Origin of the sequence: Streptomyces sp. NBC_01571, from assembly GCF_026339875.1 — a bacterium.
GTDB lineage: Bacteria > Actinomycetota > Actinomycetes > Streptomycetales > Streptomycetaceae > Streptomyces.
Window position 1 is genome coordinate 6,416,817 of sequence record NZ_JAPEPZ010000001.1, and the last position, 19,570, is coordinate 6,436,386.

Here is a 19,570-nt window from a genome sequence, read left to right on the forward strand (position 1 = left end):
GGGCCAACTCGTGTGCCGGGCCCGAACGCTGTCATGCGGACGCCACCACCTCGCCGGCCATGACCCGGGGAGGGTTGGGGAGCAGGGACGCAAGGTTGTCGCGCACGAAGTCCGCAGCCCTCGCGTTCGATTCGTCGGCACCGGCCTGGTTCTGGAAGACGCTGGTCGAGACCATCACTCCGTCCCCGGCATCGATCCAGTAGTAGGCCACGAAGCCGGAGACCTGGCGCATGAGCGGCACGAACCCCTCGTTCACGAGACGCGCGGTCTCGGCCGCGTCGGTCACCCCTTCGTACCGCCGGACTGCTGCGTACATCGCCAGGCTCCTCAGCGCGTTCTGGGTTCGTCCTCTGCCGAGACGTCGTACCCCTGCGACGGCTGCCTGGCTCATGAGGCGCCCGGCAATCACCTGAAGGGTCGCCTCGGGTGATCCGAACGGCGGCCGCCGGCCCGGACACCCGGCCCGGACACCCGGCCGGGACACCCGGCCCTGCGCAGATCTGCCGTGAGACGCCATCGACGTGGAGCGGTCCGGCCTCGGCCGGTGCACCGGACTCCCGTGTTGAACGCGTTCAAAAATAAGAGCTACGCTGATGTCGAGCGAAGCCCAGGGGGTTCGATGAAGGTAGTGCTGCCCGGGGGAACCGGACAGGTGGGCACGATTCTCGACCGTGCGCTGACGGCGGCCGGCCACGAGGTCACGGTGGTGACCCGGCGTCCCGTGCGGGCGCACGACATCGGATGGGACGGGGCCACGCTCGGCCGCTGGGCCGCGGCGGTCGACGGCTGCGATGTCGTGATCAACCTGGTCGGGCACAGCGTCTCCTGCCGTTACACCGCCGAGAACCTGCGAGCCATGATGGACTCCCGCGTGGATTCGGCGCGGGTGGTCGGCGAGGCGATCGCCGCCGCCGCGCGGCCACCACGCGTCTGGCTGCAGATGAGTACGGCGACGGTCTACGCCCACCGCTTCGACGCGGCACACGACGAGGCGACCGGAGTGATCGGAGGCTCGGAGGACGGAGTGCCGGACTACTGGGCGTACAGCGTCGAGATCGCGAAGAACTGGGAGCGCACGCAGGCCGAGGCGCCGACTCCCGCGACCCGCAAGGTGGCGCTGCGCTCGGCGATGGTCATGAGCCCGGATCGGGGCGGCGTGTTCGACGTACTGTCACGACTGGTGCGACTCGGGCTGGGCGGTCCGGTGGCCGGCGGCGCGCAGTACGTCTCCTGGATCCACGACGAGGACTTCGTGCGAGCGGTGGAGTTCCTGATCGCCCGGGACGACCTCGACGGGCCGGTGAACCTCGCCTCGCCCGGCCCCCTTCCACACCGCGACTTCATGCGGGCGCTGCGCACGGCCTGGGGCGTCCCGCTGGGGCTGCCGGCGACGCGCTGGATGGCCGAGTTGGGGGCGTTCGCGCTCCGCTCGGACACGGAGCTGCTGCTCAAGAGCCGTCGGGTGGTGCCGGGCCGGCTGCGCTCAGCCGGGTTCACTTTCGCCTGTCCCGAGTGGCAGAGTGCCGCCACGTCCCTCGTGCGGCGGGCCAGGCCGGCGCGTCTGCCGGACCCGGGGCCGACGGAGGCCGGGACGACTTGAGGTCTCCGACGCCGGTCACGCGAAACCGCCTGGGTAATCGGCTCCTGCCGCCGAAGGCCGAACATCGCACAGGGCCTGGCGGAACGGGCCACGCTTTCGTCGCGTTGGTCGCGGGTCATGCGTGCGGCAGAGGCTGTTCCGTCCAGACGGTCTTGCCGTCGTGGGTGTAACGGGTGCCCCACCGCTCCGTGAGCTGCGCGACCAGGAAGAGCCCGCGTCCGCCCTCGTCCGTGCTGAGGGCCCGCCGGAGGTGCGGGGAGGTGTGGCTGGCGTCCGACACCTCACAGATCAGGCTGTGCGTACGGATGAGGCGCAGGGTGACGGGGCCGGCCGCGTAGCGGTAGGTGTTGGTGACGAGTTCGCTGGCGACCAGCTCGGTGGTGAAGGCCATTTCCTCCAGCCCCCATTCGGTCAGTTTCGCCGTGGTCAGCTCCCTGGCACGGGCAGCGGCGGTCGCCTCCAGGGGCAGCTGCCATGTGGCGACATCCTGTGGTGGGAGCACCCGGGTGCGGGCGATGAGCAGCGCGACGTCGTCGGTGGGGAGGCGTTCCTTCGGCAGCAGCGCTTCGACCACGGCGCGGCAGGTGCTGTCCAGGGAATCGTCGGTGTGGGTGAGGCATTCGTGCAGGCGCTCCAGCGCGGCGTCGACGTCGCTGTTGCGCGCCTCCAGAAGACCGTTGGTGTAGAGCGTGAGCAGGCTGCCCTCGGGGAGGTCGAGGTCGTACGTCTCGAACGGCAGCCCGCCCAGACCCAGCGGCGGACCGGCGGGCAGGTCGAGCACGGTCACCTCGCCGTCCGGGGTGGACACCGCCGGCGCCGGGTGGCCGGCGCGTGCCAGGGAGCAGCGCCGGGAGACCGGATCGTAGACCGCGTACACACAGGTGGCCCCGAGCATCTGTTCCACCGTGGGCCCGTCGCCGGCGTTCGCCTCCAGCTCGGCGGCCAGCAGACTGACCAGATCGTCCAGCCGCGCCACCACCTCGTCCGGTTCCAGGTCGAGGCTGGCCAGAGTGCGCACGGCGGCGCGCAGGCGGCCCATCGAGGCCGCGGCGTGGATCCCGTGGCCGACCACGTCGCCCACGACGAGTGCGACCCGGGCCCCGGACAGCGGGATCACGTCGAACCAGTCACCGCCGATGCCCGGTTCACCGCTCGCCGGGAGGTATCGGCAGGCCACCTCCACCGCCGGCAGGTCGGACGCCGCGCTCGGCAGCAGACTGCGCTGCAGAGTCAGCGCGGCGCTCTGCTGCTGGGTGAAGCGGCGCGCGTTCTCGATGCAGACGGCCGCACGCGAGGAGAGCTCGTGGGCCACCGCGGCGTCGTCGTCCTCGAAAGGCTCCGAATGACGCACGCGCCACAGGCTGACCACGCCCAGTACCAGGCCGCGAGCCACCAAGGGCACCACGATCAGTGAGTGAACGCCGAGACCCATGGCGATCTCGATCCGCCGCCGGTCCATGGCGTACCACTCGGGCCGGAGGGACAGCAGCCGTTCGAGAATCGGGCGGCGCTCGGCGAGGCACCGCGCCTGCGGGGATTCCGGAAGGAGCGGGACCACCTCGCCCTCCTGGTACGGCACCCGGGGTTCCGGCGGCGAGAGGGCCACGCGGAGCAGCGCACCTGTCATACCGGAGCGTGGCTCGCCACCGAGTGTCACCGGCTTCAGGAGGTCCACGGAGCAGTAGTCGGCCAGGCCGTCGGCGGCCACCTCGGCAAGCTCCCGGGCCGTCTGTGCCACGTCCAGTGAGGTTCCGATCCGGGCGCTCGCCTCGTTCATCAGGGCGAGCCTGCGCCGGGCCCGGTGGCGGTCGGTCACGTCCTCGATCGTCTCGGCCACGCCGAGGACCCGGCCCGCGGGGTCTTCCATCCGGAACGCCGAGACGGAAACGATCCGTTCCCGACCCGGATCATGGCGTGCCCGGGCCGACTGCTCCGTGAAGATCAACGGCTCGCCGGTCTCCAGGACGTGCCGTACCCGTTCCTCGGCCGGACCCGCGTCCTCGTCGACCATGAATTCGCTGGGGCGATGGCCCACCGGCGCCTCGGCAGGGACACCGCTCGCCTTTTCGACCGCGCGGTTGACCCGGATCACTCTCCGGTCCGGGCCATGGACCACCAGACCGATCGGGGACCGGTGGTACAGGCCGTCCAGCAGCGCACGGTCCCGCTGCCAGGCGATGACCTCCGCGGCGGGGGCCCCGACCAGGAACCATTCCCGGGCGTCCCCGTCCCGAGTGATCGCGCGGGCCCGGAAACCCATCTCCACCCGTCGCCCGTCGCGGTGTCGGACGGGCAGGACCCCGAACCAGCCTCCCGTCCGCATGGCGTCCATGACGACGGACCGCACGACCGGCAGGTCACGGGCGTCCACGAGAAGGTCCTGCCACATCCGTCCGAGCACTTCCTTGCCCGGATAACCCAGCAGCTCCTGGGCGCGGGCGCTCCAGCCGACCACGGCGCCCCGATCGTCGAGCACGGCCGAGGCACCGCGCTCCAGGGCGAACGGATCCTCGGGGCTCTCGCTGAAATGCATCGACGGCATCCCCATACCCACCACCTTGCCTACATGGCTTCGATGGTCCTCCCTGCGGTCCCCGTCCGCGACTCTCCCGTTCGCCCCGGCCGGCGGTTCGGCAGGAGCGACACGGTGACCCTCGGTGAGGGTGACGACGCAGGCGACGGAGGGGCCACGTTCGTCGTCCCGGCGGGACGCCTCGGCCGTGGCACCGCGCCGCTGACGATCAATGTCACGGCCGGTCGGCCCCCTCGGCCACGCCGATCGGGCAGGACACACCGGTCCCGCCGATCCCGCAGTAGCCGTCGATGTTGCGGTGCAGATACTGCTGGTGGTACGCCTCCGCCGGATAGAAGGTGCGGCCCTCCGCCGGGAGGAGTTCCGTGGTGATCGTGCCGTGGCCCGAGCGTGTGAGGACCTTCTGGTAGGCCTCGCGGGAGGCGCTCGCGGCGGCTGCCTGGGCCGGGGTGTGGGTGTAGACGGCGGAGCGGTACTGCGTGCCGGAGTCGTTGCCCTGGCGGAAGCCCTGGGTCGGGTCGTGGGACTCCCAGAAGAGTTTCAGCAGCTCCCCGTACGAGACCTCGGCCGGGTCGTGGACCACGCGGACGGCCTCCGTGTGGCCGGTCAGGCCCGAGCAGACCTCCTCGTAGGTGGGGTTCTCGGTGAAGCCGCCCTGGTAGCCGACGAGGGTCGTGTACACGCCCTTCGGCAGCTGCCAGAACTTGCGCTCGGCGCCCCAGAAACAGCCCAGGCCGAAGTCGGCGATCTCCAGGCCCTCGGGGTAGGGGCCGAGGAGGGGCGTGCCGAGGACCGTGTGCCGGTCGGGGACCGTGAAGATCGGCTCGGACCGTCCGGACAGGGCCTGCTCGGCGGTCGGGAGCTGTGGGGTGCGGCTGTACAGGAACATGCGGTCTCCACGGGGTCACGGGGTACGAGGCCGGGGGGTGGGATCCGCGGCCTACAACGCGGGGGCCCCGGCCGGCATTCCGTTCCGGCCGGGGCTCCCGGTGCTCGCTCGGCGCTCCGCCTCAGCGGGGGAGAGACGCGGGACTGCCCCCGTTCGCCTCGTACCCGGCCACCGCCAGCGCGCGGTACACCGCGTAGTCCGCCGCAGGGTCGGGGGTGAGGGTCCAGGGGAGGGCGCCGACGTAGCCGTCGACGTGCACCAGCTGGTTCATGGCCTCCGCCCACCGCTCGCCGCGGACCAGGAAGAACACCAGGAGATGGCGGACGTGCGCCAGCATCGGGTCGTCCGGGCGGGCCGCGTGCACCGCGAAGAGCGCGCCGTGGACCGCCTTGGTGACGACCTCGCTCTGGTAGAAGCTGCGGACCAGGTTGACCTCGGGCAGGTGCTCGAAGACCGCGAAGAGGGGCATGGCCGCGAGCAGGGACCCCTGCGGGGCGCGCGCGGCGGCGGCCTCCGCGAACGAGTACGCCACCTCACGCGAGCCGTGCCACTTCTCGCACCAGTAGTGGAGGGCCGCCAGGTGCGCTCCCATGTGGGAGGGCGCGCGGTCCAGGATCTTCAGCCACAGCTTCTCGAACTCCGCCTGGGGATAGGCGAGACCGCGGGCCACCGACAGCTCGACGATGTACGGGATCGGGTCACCGGGGGAGAGCAGCGCCGCCTCGCCGCAGGCCGACCTCGCCTCCTCCATGATGATCCGGAACTCGTCCGTCCCCGGAGTCGACGTCCGCCACGCCTGCTGCACCAGGAACTCCGCGTGCACGGCGGCGCCGCCCGCGTCCTTGGGCGCTTCGGCCCGCCACACGCGAAGCCACTGGCCGCCCGGCGTGTCACTGACCCCGCCGGGGCGCTGCTGCAACTCCAGCGACGCGGCGCCCGCGAAGGCCTGTACCCGCTGCCAGCGCGTCTCGCCGGCGGTCTCCGTGCCCGACAGGAGCTGCGCGGCGGCGCGGTAGTCCTGCGTGTGCTGCACCACGTCCAGGACGTCGAGAAGATCCGAGTCCGGGCCCGGCATGCGGATGTCCAGCTCCTCCTGCCGCAGGAAGCCGTAGTTCGCCGGGTCCGCGGCGTCCGGGTCGCCGGGCGAGACCAGCTGAATACCGGCGCGCCGACGCCTGAGAACCGGCAGCAGGACCAGGCTGAACAGGGCCAGCGCCATCAGGACCCAGAGAATTTGCATGCCTCAAGCGAACCAGACGGGTCCGACAATTGGCCAACCCGGTCGGACGCGGGCCCGCCCCGCTGTCCCGCGCCGGTTCGTGCGGTCGCTCGGCGCGGGCCCGCCCGGTCGCCTCGCGCCGGTTGGCGTGATCGCTCCGCGCGGGCCCGCCCGGTCGCCTCGCGCAGCACCCGGTGCGCCGCGCCGCGACCCGGCCGGGACCGGGCCGCCACCAGCCCCGCGGGCGCACTACGCTCGGGACCCATGAGCGACAGGCACATCAGTCAGCACTTCGAGACCCTCGCGATCCACGCGGGCAACACCGCGGATCCCCTGACCGGCGCGGTCGTCCCGCCGATCTACCAGGTCTCGACCTACAAGCAGGACGGCGTCGGCGGGCTGCGCGGCGGCTACGAGTACAGCCGCAGCGCCAACCCCACCAGGACCGCCCTGGAAGAGAACCTCGCCGCCCTGGAGGGCGGTCGCCGCGGCCTCGCGTTCGCGTCCGGACTGGCGGCCGAGGACTGCCTGTTGCGTACGCTGCTCAGCCCCGGCGACCACGTGGTGATCCCCAACGACGCCTACGGCGGCACGTTCCGCCTCTTCGCGAAGGTCGTCTCGCGCTGGGGCGTGGAATGGTCCGTGGCCGACACCAGCGACCCCGACTCCGTTCGGGCCGCCCTCACCCCGAAGACCAAGGCGATCTGGGTCGAGACCCCCTCCAACCCGCTCCTCGGCATCACCGACATCACCGCGGTGGCGCAGATCGCGCGCGAGGCGGGCGCCCGGCTCGTCGTCGACAACACCTTCGCCACCCCCTACCTCCAGCAGCCCCTCGCGCTCGGCGCGGACGTCGTCGTGCACTCCCTCACCAAGTACATGGGCGGCCACTCGGACGTCGTCGGCGGCGCGCTGATCACCGGCGACCAGGAGCTCGGCGAGGAGCTGGCGTACCACCAGAACGCGATGGGCGCGGTCGCCGGGCCCTTCGACTCCTGGCTGGTGCTGCGCGGCGCCAAGACGCTCTCGGTGCGCATGGACCGGCACAGCGAGAACGCCACGAAGGTCGCCGACATGCTCACCCGGCACGCGCGCGTGACGCGTGTCCTGTACCCGGGCCTGCCGGACCACCCCGGTCACGAGATCGCCGCCAAGCAGATGCGGGCGTTCGGCGGCATGGTCTCCTTCCAGGTCGAGGGCGGCGAGGAAGCGGCCGTCGAGGTCTGCAACCGCGCCAAGGTGTTCACGCTCGGCGAGTCCCTGGGAGGCGTCGAATCCCTGATCGAGCACCCGGGGCGCATGACGCACGCCTCCGTCGTGGGCTCGGCCCTGGAGGTACCGGGCGACCTCGTCCGGCTCTCCGTGGGCATCGAGAACGTCGACGACCTGCTCCAGGACCTGCAGCAGGCCCTCGGCTAGGAAGCCGGCCGGTCACCGGCGGGACGGCCCGGCACCGCCCGTCGCACGCCGGTCACCCGGGACGGCCGGATCACCGTCCGTCCCGCGCCGGGTCAGTCACCAGCCCGTCAGCGGTGGAGTCGTCTGGGACGGCGGCTCCACCCAGGGCCGGGCCGTCGCCGCCCAGACGACGAAGGCCACGGTCGCCGCGAACAGCAGCAGCCACGTCAGGCGGCGGGCCAGTGTCCTGCGGCGCAGCATGTGGCTCCCGAGGCGCACGGCCTCCGCGTACAGATCGGGCGGCACCTTGGGCGGTGTCCGCTCCAGCAGCCGTCGTACGGCCGTCTCGCGCTCGTGCAGGGTCACGAGGGTGCCACCTCCACCACCGCCGGGGCCGGTCCGCGCGGCGGGTGGAGCAGGGTCACCGTCGCGCGGGCGCAGATCGCTCTGACGCGTTCCGTGGGCAGCCCGAGCAGGGCCGCGGCCTGTTCCTCGGCGACACCCTCGTAGAGCCTCAGGACCAGGATCAGCCGTTCCTGGGGTGTCAGCCGCGCCAGGGGGCCCGCGGGGGCGGGGCGGTTCCGTCCGAAGCCTCCGTGCCGGTGCCAGGCTCCGCGTGCGAAGCGCACGGCGAGGTGCTGGCGGGCCCGGTCGTACGGGTCCTCGCCGCGCAGCCGGTCCCAGGAGGCGTACGTGTGGGCCAGCGCCAGTGTCAGCAGGCGCCGCGCGCGCGGGTTGGCCTCCGGTGGTTCCGCCGTGAGCAGTGTGGCGGCATGCAGCAGCCGCCCTGCCGCGCCCGCGACGAATGCCTCGAACTCCCGGGCCCGGCGGGCACCTTGGGACGCACGCCGTTCTCGCAACACGCCTCCCGCCCGAGGGCGACCCTGAGGGGAACGAGACTCCGGCCGCGTACGACGGACCGCACCGTGTGCGACAGGAGCCCGGTCTCATATGAGGCCAGACGTGGCCTTCCGGTCAAGAGCCCGGCGCACATCACGCGCGTGTGCCCGGCGCACACCACGCGCGCGGTGGTGGCGCGGGCACCGGGACCCCGGGTGGCCGACGCGACGCCGGGAGGCCGCGGAGTCCCGGGAGGCCGGGACGGGGCGCGGATACCGGGGGAGCCGGGGGAGGGGACGCCCAGGGGGAGGAGACGGGTGAGGGGCGGGGGTCAGGACGTCGGCCGGTCCGACGACGCGACTCCCGTGGGCGTCATCCGGGCCGAGAGGGCGCCATTGAAGCGCATGAGGAGCGCGCAGAAGACCTCGCGCTCCTGCGGCTCCCAGTCGTCCGTCAGTTCGGCCATCAACTGACGCCTGGAGGAGCGGACTTCCTCGAGGCGGGCGTGCCCGCGCGGCGACAGCTGGAGCACCACGGCGCGCCCGTCCTCCGGGTGCGAGGTGCGCTTGACGAGGCCGGTGTCGACCAGCGGCGCCACCTGCCGGGTGACCGTCGAGGAGTCGATGCCCATGCTCGCGGCGAGCGCCTTGACACCCATCGGACCCTCCTTGTCGAGGCGGTTGAGCAGGAGGTACGCGGCACGGTCCATGGAGTTGCGCACCTGCCCCACCCCGCCGAGCCGGGTCTGTTCGGCACGGCGCGCGAACACCGCGACCTCGTGCTGCAGCGTTTCGAGAAGACCGGTGTCACCGACGGTCGTCATGTCCATCGACATCTCTGGTGTTGTGGGCATGGCCGGGGGCTCAATTCATGCGTGGGGAGCTGGGTTGGGGGACAGGGTACGCGGCCGGGAGGCGGGTCGTACCGGCGCTGCGGAAACCAGTCTCGGAGGGTGGTCACACAAGGAGCCCGCATGCGTGAACTGCGAGACTGGTGGTCATGAGCTACAGCACCGCTGACTCCTTGCCCAGGGTGACGTCGGACGACGTACGAGGCGCCCAGAAGATGCTGTCGGGCGTGGCGCGGATGACCGCGATGGAGGGCAGCAGGTACCTGTCCCAGCTGGTGGGCGCCCCGGTGCACCTCAAGTGCGAGAACCTCCAGCGCACCGGTTCGTTCAAACTGCGTGGCGCGTACGTGCGGATCGCGGGGCTTCTGCCGGAGGAGCGCGCGGCCGGTGTGGTCGCGGCGAGCGCCGGGAACCACGCGCAGGGAGTGGCCCTCGCGTCCTCTCTGCTGGGCGTGCGTTCCACGGTCTTCATGCCGACGGGGGCCCCGCTGCCGAAGGTCGCGGCCACCCGTGACTACGGCGCCGAGGTGAGGCTGCACGGTCAGGTGGTCGACGAGACGCTGGCCGCCGCCCAGGAGTACGCGGCCGCGACGGGAGCGGTGTTCATCCATCCCTTCGACCACCCCGACATCATCGCGGGCCAGGGCACGGTCGGTCTGGAGATCCTGGAGCAGTGCCCGGAGGTGCGCACGATCGTCGTCGGGATCGGCGGCGGCGGCCTGGCCGCGGGCGTCGCGGTCGCGGTGAAGTCGATCCGACCCGATGTGCGGATCGTCGGTGTGCAGGCGGCGGGCGCCGCGGCGTACCCGCCCTCGCTGGCGGCCGGCCGGCCGGTGCCGGTCGCGAACCCGGCGACGATGGCCGACGGCATCAAGGTCGGACGGCCGGGCGACGTGCCGTTCGAGATCATCCGTGACCTCGTGGACGAGGTGCGCACGGTCTCCGAGAACAGCCTGTCCAGCGCGCTGCTGCTCTGTCTGGAGCGGGCGAAGCTGGTCGTCGAACCGGCCGGCGCGAGCCCGGTGGCGGCGCTGCTGCAGGAGCCGGACACCTTCGAGGGGCCGGTCGTCGCGCTGTTGTCCGGCGGCAACGTGGATCCGCTGCTGATGCAGCGCATCCTGCGGCACGGCATGGCGGCGAGCGGACGCTACCTGGCGGTCACGCTCCGGCTGACGGACCGGCCCGGGGCCCTGGCCACACTTCTCGGGGTGTTGTCAGTGGCGGACGCTAACGTCCTCGACGTGAGCCACGTGCGAACCGATCCCCGGCTCGGGCTCACGGAGGTGGAGGTCGAGCTGCACCTGGAGACGAAGGGCCCGGAGCACTGCGCCGAGGTCGGCCGCGCCCTGCGCGAGGCGGGCTACACGGTCATCGACTGAGGTCGGAGGCAGGTCCGGGGCAGGTCGGATGCCCTTTCGTCGCCCGATGGAAAAATCTGTTGAGCAACGCGATACATCGCGTTACGGTGTGTCTTCCGTCCGCTCGTGGGGGCCGGAGCAGGCGCGCAACCGCTCGTCTCACTCCCCCGAACCCACCCGAAATCAGCAGTACACACCAGTACTCCCCAGTACTCACCAGTGCTCACGGTACTCACGAGAACTCAGAAGAACTCACCGTGAAAATCCCCAAAGACGTGGAGAACTCACATGCCAGGCGCCATCTACGCCGAAGGCCTGGTCAAGACCTTCGGTGACGTAAAGGCTCTGGACGGCGTCGACCTCGACGTACCCGAGGGCACCGTCCTGGGCCTCCTCGGGCCGAACGGCGCGGGCAAGACCACCGCCGTCCGCTGCCTGACGACCCTGTTGCGACCCGACAGCGGCAAAGTGGTCGTCGCCGGCGTCGACGTGCTCAGGCACCCCGACGCGGTACGGCGCAGGGTCGGCCTGTCCGGACAGTTCGCAGCGGTCGACGAGTACCTGACCGGCCGCGAGAACCTCCAGATGGTCGGCAGGCTCTACCAGATGAGGTCCAAGGCCGCGAAGGACCGGGCCGTCGAGCTGCTCGCCCAGTTCCATCTGACGGACGCGGCCGACCGCCCCGCGAAGACCTACTCGGGCGGCATGCGCCGCCGGCTCGACCTGGCCGCCGCGCTGGTCGTCTCCCCGCCGGTGATGTTCATGGACGAGCCGACGACGGGCCTCGACCCGCGCAACCGCCAGCAGCTGTGGGAGGTCATCAAGCAACTCGTCTCCGGCGGTACGACGCTCCTGCTGACCACCCAGTACCTGGAGGAGGCCGACCACCTCGCGCACAACATCTGTGTGGTCGACCACGGCCGTGTCATCGCCCGCGGCACCGCCGACGAGCTGAAGGCGCGGACCGGCGGCGAGCGCGTCGAGGTCGTCGTGCACGACCGCGAGCACTTGGCGACCGCCGCCGGGGTGCTGCGCGGCTTCGGCAAGGGCGAGAGCACCGTCGAGGACCACACCCGCAAGCTCACCGTCCCCGTCACCGGCGGCGCCAAGCTCCTCGTGGAGGTCATCCGGGAGCTGGACACGCGCGGTATCGAGATCGACGACATCGGCCTGCGCCGGCCCACGCTCGACGACGTCTTCCTCTCCCTCACCGGCCATGTGGCCGAGGTGAAGGAAGAGGAGCACGGCGAGGCCGCGGACGCGAAGGGCCGCAAGGCGAAGAAGGAGTCCGTGAAGTGAGTGCCGTGACAGACGCCGCCCCCGTGCCGGCCCCCAAGGGAGTCCTCGGCCAGTCCGTGCGCGACTCCCTGGTCATCGCCCACCGGAATCTGATCCGCATGGGCCGGATTCCCGAGATGCTCATCTTCGGGCTGATCCAGCCCATCATGTTCGTGGTGCTGTTCACCTACGTGTTCGGCGGCTCGATCCAGATCGGTTCGTCCAGCACCACTCAGGCCTACCGCGAGTTCCTGATGGCCGGCATCTTCGCCCAGACCGTCACGTTCGCCACGGCGGGTGCGGGTGCGGGCATCGCGGACGACATGCACAAGGGCCTCATCGACCGCTTCCGCTCCCTGCCGATGGCGCGTGGCGCGGTGCTGACCGGCCGCACCCTCGCCGACCTGGTGCAGACGGCGCTCACACTCGTCGTCCTCGCGGTCGTCGCGGTGATCGTCGGCTGGCGCACGCACGAGAACCTCGGCAAGGTACTCGCCGGATTCGGCCTGCTCCTGCTCCTCGGGTACGCGTTCTCGTGGATCGGCGCGCTCATCGGCCTGTCCGTGCGCACTCCCGAAGCAGCGACCTCGGGCGGCCTGATCTGGCTGTTTCCGCTGACCTTCATCTCGAACGCGTTCGTGGACGCGAATCAGATGCCGGCCTTCCTGCGGCACATCGCGGAGTGGAACCCGTTCAGCGCCACGGTGCAGGCGTGCCGCGAGCTGTTCGGCAACCTCCCCCCGGGCTTCCGGACACCCGACGCGTGGCCCATGCAGCACCCCGTGTGGGCCTCGCTGATCTGGTCGGTCGTGATCATCCTGGTCTTCCGGACGCTGGCGGTACGCAAGTACCGGTCCGCCACGGCCTGACCGGGCCCGCCCGGCCGAGTCGGCGGAGCGGGGCCCGGTGACAGGGGCCCGCACATGACGGTGCCCCCGGCGCGGGCCGGGGGCACCATCGGAGCGAAGGTTCCGGGACCGGAGTTCGGCCGTGCCCGGTCGGGGGGGCTCAGCCCTGGTAGGGCTCGGCCTTGAGGATCTTCACCGAGGCGAGCTTGCCGTTGGGCAGCTCGTACTGGGCGTCCTCGCCGACCTTCTTGCCGTTCACGCCGGAGCCCAGGGGGGACTGCGGCGAGTACGTCTCGATGTCGGCGCTGGCGTACTCGCGCGAGGCGAGCAGGAAGTCCAGCGTGTCGTCCTCGTCACCGTCGAAGGCGATGGTGACGACCATGCCGGGGGCGACCACGCCGTCCGCCGCGGGGGCCTCGCCCACCTTGGCCTTCTCCAGGAGCTGGGTCAGCTGGCGCACACGGAGCTCCTGCTTGCCCTGCTCTTCCTTGGCCGCGTGGTACCCGCCGTTCTCCCGCAGGTCGCCCTCCTCGCGCGCGGCCGCGATCTTGGCGGCGATCTCCGTGCGCGCGGGACCAGACAGGTACTCCAGCTCGGCCCTGAGCTGGTTGTACGCCTCCTGGGTCAGCCAGGTGACGTTCTCGCTGGTCTGGGTCACAGGTGCTCCTCGTAGGTACTGGGAATACAAAGCATCGCCCTACCCAGAAGCATGTTCTTTCACGGGTGGGCGAAACCACGAGCCTAACAATTCAGCGGCTCAAGGGGGAGGACATAAGACATCAGAATTACGTCAACCCAGGTCAGGACTGGTGTCACGGGTGAAGTGACCGGGGATGTCAGTCGGCGTGACAGCCGAGCAGCTCCGCCGTGCTGCCGCGGGAGGTCGTACGGAGCGTGACGACCTTGTCGATGCGCGAGGCGTCCTGGTCGAAGCGGAAGTCCGCGCGGCCCACCTCCGCGCCGTCGGCGCTCTGCGAGCGGAGGGTGCAGTAGCCGTGGGCGTCCGCGTCCTTGTGCACCTCCAGGTGCACCTGGACGGAGTCGGCCGAGGCGTCGAAGGTGATCACCTGGGCGCTGATCTTGTTCTCGCCGACGTAGTAGTACGCGAACCAGCCGATCAGGACGAGCAGGGCGACCCCGAGAACACTGCCGAGGATCTTGAGTTTCCGGTCGGCACGCTCGTCCGCGGAGCGGCCGTACCGGCCCTCGGGCAGCTGTGTGCGCGCCGTACTCATGATCGTCCTCTCGGCAGGGCCTGGACCGGGGCATGGCCGAGGTCCTGGAAGGGGCCCAGGGACCGGGCCCCGGAATTATTCGCCCCCCGATTCCGTCACTATAGAAGCCGCCCACAGCGCTGATTCACGCCGGGCGCCGACAGCCGACCCAGGCGACAGCCGACTGACCGAGGATTGAGTCTTGACTGACCAGCTGCGACTGATGGCCGTGCACGCCCACCCCGACGACGAGTCGAGCAAGGGAGCGGCCACCATGGCGAAGTACGTGTCCGAGGGGGTGGACGTGCTGGTCGTGACCTGCACGGGCGGGGAGCGCGGCTCCATCCTCAACCCGAAGCTCCAGGGCGACACGTACATCGAGGAGCACATCCACGAGGTACGCAAGAAGGAGATGGACGAGGCCCGCGAGATCCTCGGCGTCAAGCAGGAGTGGCTCGGCTTCGTCGACTCGGGCCTGCCCGAGGGCGACCCGCTGCCGCCGCTGCCCGAGGGCTGTTTCGCGCTCGAGGACGTCGACAAGGCGGCCGGTGAGCTGGTCAGGCAGATCCGCTCCTTCCGTCCCCAGGTGATCACCACCTACGACGAGAACGGCGGTTACCCGCACCCCGACCACATCATGACCCACAAGATCTCGATGGTGGCCTTCGACGGCGCGGCGGACACCGAGAAGTACCCGGAGTCCGAGTACGGCCCGGCCTTCCAGCCGCGGAAGCTCTACTACAACCAGGGCTTCAACCGCCCGCGCACCGAGGCACTGCACAACGCGCTGCTGGACCGCGGCCTGGAGTCGCCGTACGGGGACTGGCTGAAGCGCTGGAACGAGTTCGAGCGCACCGAGCGCACGCTGACCACGCACGTTCCGTGTGCCGAGTTCTTCGAGATCAGGGACAAGGCGCTGATCGCGCACGCCACCCAGATCGACCCCGACGGCGGCTGGTTCAAGGTCCCCATGGAGATCCAGAAGGAGGTCTGGCCGACCGAGGAGTACGAGCTCGCGACGTCCCTGGTCGATACCTCCCTCCCCGAGGACGACCTCTTTGCGGGCATCCGCGACAATGCCTGACATGAGCGCAAGCCTGGCACTGACGCACCTCGTCCCCCTCGCCAAGGAGGTCGACGAGAACAAGGTCACCCCCGGTGTCCTCGGCTTCATCGTCTTCGCGGTGATGGCCCTGGCCGTGTGGGGTCTGATGAAGTCCATGAACCGCCGACTGGGCAAGGTCACCTTCGAGGAGGAGGCGGGGAAGGACACCGCGGCCTCCGGCAAGGGGGCCGGCGGCCCGGCGGGCGGAAAGGCCTCCCCCGCGAAGGGCTGAGTCCCCGGCGCGCCCGCTCCGCGCGGCGCGAGTGGTCCGCCGGGACGGTAGCGGGTGTGCGTACGCCGGTCGTGGACGGCCGGGGTACGCACCCGGGCGGCCGCTCCCGCGGGCGGTGACGCCCGGACGCGTGGACACCGACGAGACGACGGCCGAGGCTGCCCTGCGGCCACGGCTCCCCGGCCGTCCACGTCGCACGGACACGGCCGCCGGCCGGCGGCATGCCGGTCGCGGACCCGGACGCGGTGCCGATCGGGACGTGGTGCCGATCGGGACGTGGTGCCGATCCCGGCGTCTCCGGTGCCGATCTCGGCGTACGCGGTGCCCGAGTCCGGCATACGCGGGGTGGATCTCGTCGTACGCGCTGCCGATCCTGGCGTACGCGGTGCCCGACTCCCGCGCATCCGGTGCCGATCTCGGCGCACGCGCTGCCGATCTCGGCTCCGGCGTACGCGGGTTGGATCTCGGCGTACGCGGTGCCGACTCCGGCGTACCCGGTGTCGTCCGTTTCCCGGCGCGCGGGTACCGGAAGCCGTCGCGCGTACGCCGGTCGGCGGGGCGTGCCGTACGGCCCCCGGGTCCTACGGGACCCTTCCGACCGCCACCCCCATGACCTCCCGGGAATGCCGGCTGGGCACCATCCGCAGGCGCCAGGCCTGCCATCCCGCGTCCAGGTCGACCCCCCGTTCCAGCAGGAGCTGGTACGCCTCGACGTAGTCGTCGAGCTTTCCGTCGCGGGAGGGGTGGCCGGAGCGGGAGAGCTGGGCCAGTTCCTCCAGGGCGACGGCGCTGCCCACTTCCAGGCCGCCCGCGGACGCGTACGGCAGCAGGGTGCACCTCAGGAACCTCGCCCAGTCCTCGCCCCGCCGGTCGCCGTACGAGGCGAAGAGGCCGGCCGCCTCGTCGCACAGCGCGAGGGCCTGTGGCGTACGGGCGTTGCCCGCGTCGACCACCGCCAGTTCCAGGCACGTCCACGCCTCGCCGTGCGCCACGCCGATGCGCTGGAAGTCGGCCCGCGCGTCCACCAGCAGCTGGCGGGCGAAGCCCGAGTTGCGCAGCGAGCCGGTCTGGGCGGCGCGCTGGTCGCGGGTGACGCGGGCCGAATGGTGACGCGCGCACGCGAGCCCGTAGACGTCCCGCATCCGGGAGAACATCGAGCGGGAGCGCTCCAGCTCACGGACCGCCCGGTCCAGGTCGCCGGTCTCCTCCAGCGCCTGGCCCAGGTAGTACACCGTCCAGGCCTCCCCGCGCGCGTCCTCGTTCTCCCGGTGCCGGGAGGCCGCCTGACGCAGGCCCGTGACCGCGGTGGACGGGTCGCCGTCGACGAGACGGGCCCGGGCCAGCTGGGTCAGGGCCCAGGCCTCGCCACGGGCGTCGCGGGTACGTCCGTACAGATCGAGGGCCTCGTGCAGCTCCCGCTCCGCGCGCGGTACGTCGCCCATGCGCAGGCCCAGCTGGCCGAGCTGGAAGTGGGCCCAGGCCTCGCCGTGCACGGACTCGCCCTCGTGGTGCAGGACGAGGGCCTCGGTGAGCAGCGCCAGGGCGGTCGCGATCCGGCCGCGGTCGCGCTCCACCGCGGCCAGCGCGTGCATCGTCCAGGCGCGGTCCGCCGCGAGGTCGGGGGAGACCTGCAGGTCCATGGCCTCCTGAAGCCTGGCCGCCGCCTCGGTGAGGTTGCCCTGGTGGTGCAGGGTGATGCCGAGCGAGCACAGGGCGCGGGCCGCGCCCGCGTCGTGGTGCGCCTCGAAGTAGAGGTTCACCACGGACGACAGGGTGGTGTGGGCCTTGTCCAGCTCGCCGAGCTGGCGGGCCGCGATGCCGGTGCGCCACTGGACCGAGCGGACCAGCAGCCCCTGGTCGACAGCCTGCGTCAGCTCGCTGATCTCGCCCAGGCGGTAGAGGTCGCCGCGCAGCAGGCAGTAGTCGCACAGGGCGCCCAGAAGGTGCAGTACGGCCGCCTGGTCCACGCCCTCCGCGTGCCGCAGCGCCGCCGTGATGAAGCTCGACTCGTCGTCCAGCCAGCGCAGGGCCGCGTCGAGGGAGGTGAACCCGTGCGGGCCGAACTGGTCGGCCCGGGTGGACGTCTTGCCGTCGACCAGCCGGATCACCGAGTCCGCGAGCTCCGCGTAGTTCACGATCAGGCGTTCCTGTGCCGCCGTCCGCTCGGCGGGTTTCTCCTCGTCCAGCAGCCGTGCCTGCGCGAAGGCCCGGACGAGGTCGTGCAGGCGGTAGCGGCTGCCGCGGACGTGGTCGATCAGGCCCGCCTGTGCCAGTGCCGTCAGGTGGCGGGTGGCTTCCGGTTCGTCCGTCGCCAGCAGGGATGCCGCCGCGGCGGTGCCCAGTGAGGCCCGGCCGGCCAGCGCCAGCCGGCGCAGCAGCCGCCGTGCCGCGTCCGTCTGGTCGGTGTAGCGCAGCCACAGCGCCCGCTCGACCGGTTCCACGGGACCGTACGCCCCGAGGTCGGCGGCGAGCCCGCGCGAGGTGCGGGCGCCGAGCGAGGAACCCGCGAGGCGCAGCGCCAGCGGGAGACTGCCGCACAGCTCCCGCACCCGGTCGGAGGCCTCGGCGTCGTACGGGTCCGACGCGTCCTGGGCGGCAGCGTTCAGCAGTTCCTCGGCGCCCGCCGCGTCGAGCGCCTCGACGGGGAGCTGGTGCACCCAGGCGGGGAAGTCGGCGGGCAGGTCGAGTGCGGTGCGGGCGGTGACCAGGACCAGGCTCTCCGAGCGTTCCGGGACCAGGGTGCGCACCTGCTCGGCGTCGGAGGCGTCGTCGAGCACGATCGTGACCGGCAGACCCGTCAGGTGCTGGTGGTACAGCTCGGCGAGCCGCCTGACCTGCTGGTCCGGTGAGGAACGTTCACGGAAGAGAAGCTGCTCGCGGGGCGCGCCGAGCCGGTTGAGGAGGTGGAGGAGGGCGTCGCGGGTGGTCAGGGGCGCCTCCTCGGTGCTGTCGCCGCGCAGGTCGACCACGCACGCGCCCCGAAACTGGTCCCGCAGGCTGTGCGCCGCCCGGATCGCGAGGGTGCTGCGGCCGGAGCCGGGCACGCCGTGCAGCACCACCACCGTCGGTTTCGACTCCGTGCTGGCGCGTGCCGCGTGCACCCACTGGGCGACCCGTGCCAGCTCGGTCCGGCGCCCCGCGAACGGACCGTCCGGCTCGGGCAGTTGCCCGAACGACTGCTCCAGCACGCTGCGCCGGCGCGCGGCCGCGCTCTTGTCCGTGCGGCGCAGCTGCGGCGCACCCTGTTTGGCGCCCGCGGAGGCGCTGACCACCCGCTGCTGGTCGAGGAAGGGGCGGATGCCGCGGACGTCCAGGGCGGTCAGCCACTGCAGCCGCAGCTGCTCGGGACCGCCGGGCCGGCCGAGTGCTCCGGCCCGGCGGCTCGCGGCGGGCACGTGGGTGGCGGTCACCTTGAGCACGGTGGCCGCCGCGGCCGCCACCGCGACCGTCGCTCCCGCGCCGATCGCCGTGCCCGCGCCGGTACCCAGCGCCAGGTCCGCGGCGCAGGCGGCGACCGCGGCAACGGCCGCCACCAGGAGTGGGGTTCCGGCGCCCTCCCGGGCGTAGCGCTGTGCGAACGTCAGCCGGCCGGTGTCCGCCGCGTCGAGGGCGCGGGTGTAGGCCGCGTACTCCTCGGCGGCGGCCTGGCCCAGGGTGTCGAGCTCGGCGCGGGCCCGTGACAGAAGCACGGCTCCGTCCGTACGTCCGCCCGAGCGCCGTACCTCCTCCTCGACGGCCCGGGCCAACAGCCGTTCGGCCTCCGTCCGGTGGCTGTCCCGCATGTCACGTCCCCCTCCGGCGGCAACTCCCTTGTGGTCAAGTGTCCTTGGTGGGCGGCGTGAGCGCGAGAGGGCGGCGATCACCGGAGGGCGGTACGCGCCCGCTGGAGCGGCGCTTCTCCGCCGTGCCGGACGGCACGGGGGAGTGGAGGCGTGGACCCTGTCCCCGGAGATCAGCAGGGGGCGGGGCGCCGAAGGTGCCTGGCGGGCGGCACCGTCTCGGCGGTCATGATGTCCCTCCTCCGGGGAGCCTCGACGGTTCCAGCGCTGCCGGCCTCGGTCCACTGTCCTGTGATGCCGGGGCGTCCGGTACGCCGTCGCGGGCGGCCCCTTCCCCGAAGGGGACGCTGTCGTCCAGGACGTGACGGCACGCGGTGCGGCTCGGCCAAGCGAGGCAGAGCCCGTGCGGGCCTGGCCGACGGGGCCG

General features: G+C 71.8%; 17 protein-coding genes. 7 read left to right on the top strand and 10 right to left on the bottom strand.

The window, feature by feature from the left end:
• Positions 1 to 31: 31 nt before the first annotated feature.
• A complete protein-coding gene (locus OHB41_RS29065) occupies positions 32 to 316 on the bottom strand; it encodes a hypothetical protein (protein WP_266701058.1) in 285 nt (94 codons plus the stop codon).
• A gap of 303 nt (positions 317 to 619) precedes the next feature.
• Here OHB41_RS29065 and OHB41_RS29070 point away from each other — a divergent pair, with 303 nt between their 5' ends.
• The gene (locus OHB41_RS29070; protein ID WP_266701059.1) at positions 620 to 1,600 is read left to right on the top strand and encodes an epimerase; all 981 of its coding nucleotides are present in this window, start codon (positions 620 to 622) and stop codon (positions 1,598 to 1,600) included.
• A 115-nt stretch (positions 1,601 to 1,715) separates the two neighbouring features.
• Here OHB41_RS29070 and OHB41_RS29075 read toward each other — a convergent pair whose 3' ends face one another.
• From OHB41_RS29075 to OHB41_RS29085, 3 genes are all read right to left on the bottom strand, one after another.
• Entirely contained in the window at positions 1,716 to 4,148 is a 2,433-nt protein-coding gene (locus tag OHB41_RS29075) for a SpoIIE family protein phosphatase (RefSeq protein ID WP_266701060.1), read from the bottom strand.
• Between the two features lie 199 nt (positions 4,149 to 4,347).
• Positions 4,348 to 5,022: a peptide-methionine (S)-S-oxide reductase MsrA gene (msrA, locus tag OHB41_RS29080; protein WP_266701061.1), complete on the bottom strand. Its 675-nt coding sequence runs from the start codon at positions 5,020 to 5,022 to the stop codon at positions 4,348 to 4,350.
• 121 nt (positions 5,023 to 5,143) lie between these two features.
• On the bottom strand, positions 5,144 to 6,262 hold the full coding sequence (locus tag OHB41_RS29085; RefSeq protein WP_266701062.1) for a hypothetical protein: 1,119 nt from the start codon (positions 6,260 to 6,262) through the stop codon (positions 5,144 to 5,146).
• Positions 6,263 to 6,505: 243 nt separating this feature from the next.
• On the opposite strand from OHB41_RS29085, the gene OHB41_RS29090 reads away from it, so the two are divergent.
• The gene (locus OHB41_RS29090) at positions 6,506 to 7,660 is read left to right on the top strand and encodes a cystathionine gamma-synthase (protein WP_266701063.1); all 1,155 of its coding nucleotides are present in this window, start codon (positions 6,506 to 6,508) and stop codon (positions 7,658 to 7,660) included.
• Between the two features lie 96 nt (positions 7,661 to 7,756).
• Here the strand turns inward: OHB41_RS29090 and OHB41_RS29095 are convergent, their stop codons facing one another.
• The 3 genes from OHB41_RS29095 to OHB41_RS29105 form a co-directional block, all read right to left on the bottom strand.
• On the bottom strand, positions 7,757 to 8,005 hold the full coding sequence (locus tag OHB41_RS29095; protein ID WP_266701064.1) for a hypothetical protein: 249 nt from the start codon (positions 8,003 to 8,005) through the stop codon (positions 7,757 to 7,759).
• Complete coding sequence (locus OHB41_RS29100) at positions 8,002 to 8,499, bottom strand: sigma factor-like helix-turn-helix DNA-binding protein (RefSeq protein ID WP_266701065.1); 498 nt, start codon at positions 8,497 to 8,499, stop codon at positions 8,002 to 8,004. The genes OHB41_RS29095 and OHB41_RS29100 overlap by 4 nt, the downstream gene beginning before the upstream one ends.
• A gap of 311 nt (positions 8,500 to 8,810) precedes the next feature.
• Complete coding sequence (locus tag OHB41_RS29105) at positions 8,811 to 9,308, bottom strand: MarR family winged helix-turn-helix transcriptional regulator (protein WP_266706209.1); 498 nt, start codon at positions 9,306 to 9,308, stop codon at positions 8,811 to 8,813.
• 170 nt (positions 9,309 to 9,478) lie between these two features.
• Here OHB41_RS29105 and ilvA point away from each other — a divergent pair, with 170 nt between their 5' ends.
• The 3 genes from ilvA (at position 9,479) to OHB41_RS29120 (ending at position 12,834) form a co-directional block, all read left to right on the top strand.
• Positions 9,479 to 10,708, top strand: coding sequence for a threonine ammonia-lyase (gene ilvA / locus OHB41_RS29110; RefSeq protein WP_266701066.1), 1,230 nt, complete (start codon positions 9,479 to 9,481; stop codon positions 10,706 to 10,708).
• Between the two features lie 267 nt (positions 10,709 to 10,975).
• A complete protein-coding gene (locus OHB41_RS29115; protein WP_266701067.1) occupies positions 10,976 to 11,986 on the top strand; it encodes an efflux ABC transporter ATPase subunit, DrrA-related in 1,011 nt (336 codons plus the stop codon).
• Positions 11,983 to 12,834, top strand: a complete 852-nt coding sequence (locus OHB41_RS29120; RefSeq protein ID WP_266701068.1) for an ABC transporter permease — start codon at positions 11,983 to 11,985, stop codon at positions 12,832 to 12,834. The genes OHB41_RS29115 and OHB41_RS29120 overlap by 4 nt, the downstream gene beginning before the upstream one ends.
• Positions 12,835 to 12,973: 139 nt before the next feature.
• On the opposite strand, the gene greA is transcribed toward OHB41_RS29120, so the two are convergent.
• Complete coding sequence (greA, locus tag OHB41_RS29125; RefSeq protein WP_266701069.1) at positions 12,974 to 13,471, bottom strand: transcription elongation factor GreA; 498 nt, start codon at positions 13,469 to 13,471, stop codon at positions 12,974 to 12,976.
• A gap of 178 nt (positions 13,472 to 13,649) precedes the next feature.
• Complete coding sequence (locus OHB41_RS29130; protein ID WP_266701070.1) at positions 13,650 to 14,048, bottom strand: DUF4307 domain-containing protein; 399 nt, start codon at positions 14,046 to 14,048, stop codon at positions 13,650 to 13,652.
• Between the two features lie 202 nt (positions 14,049 to 14,250).
• Here OHB41_RS29130 and mca point away from each other — a divergent pair, with 202 nt between their 5' ends.
• Together mca and OHB41_RS29140 are read left to right on the top strand one after the other, a co-directional pair.
• Entirely contained in the window at positions 14,251 to 15,111 is an 861-nt protein-coding gene (gene mca, locus OHB41_RS29135; protein WP_266706211.1) for a mycothiol conjugate amidase Mca, read from the top strand.
• Positions 15,104 to 15,364 carry a hypothetical protein gene (locus tag OHB41_RS29140; protein ID WP_266701071.1) on the top strand — a complete coding sequence of 87 codons (261 nt, stop codon included), beginning with the start codon at positions 15,104 to 15,106 and terminating at the stop codon, positions 15,362 to 15,364. Before mca ends, OHB41_RS29140 begins: the two co-directional genes overlap by 8 nt.
• Positions 15,365 to 15,945: 581 nt before the next feature.
• Here OHB41_RS29140 and OHB41_RS29145 read toward each other — a convergent pair.
• Positions 15,946 to 19,146, bottom strand: a complete 3,201-nt coding sequence (locus OHB41_RS29145) for a tetratricopeptide repeat protein (RefSeq protein ID WP_266701072.1) — start codon at positions 19,144 to 19,146, stop codon at positions 15,946 to 15,948.
• Positions 19,147 to 19,570: the final 424 nt, after the last annotated feature.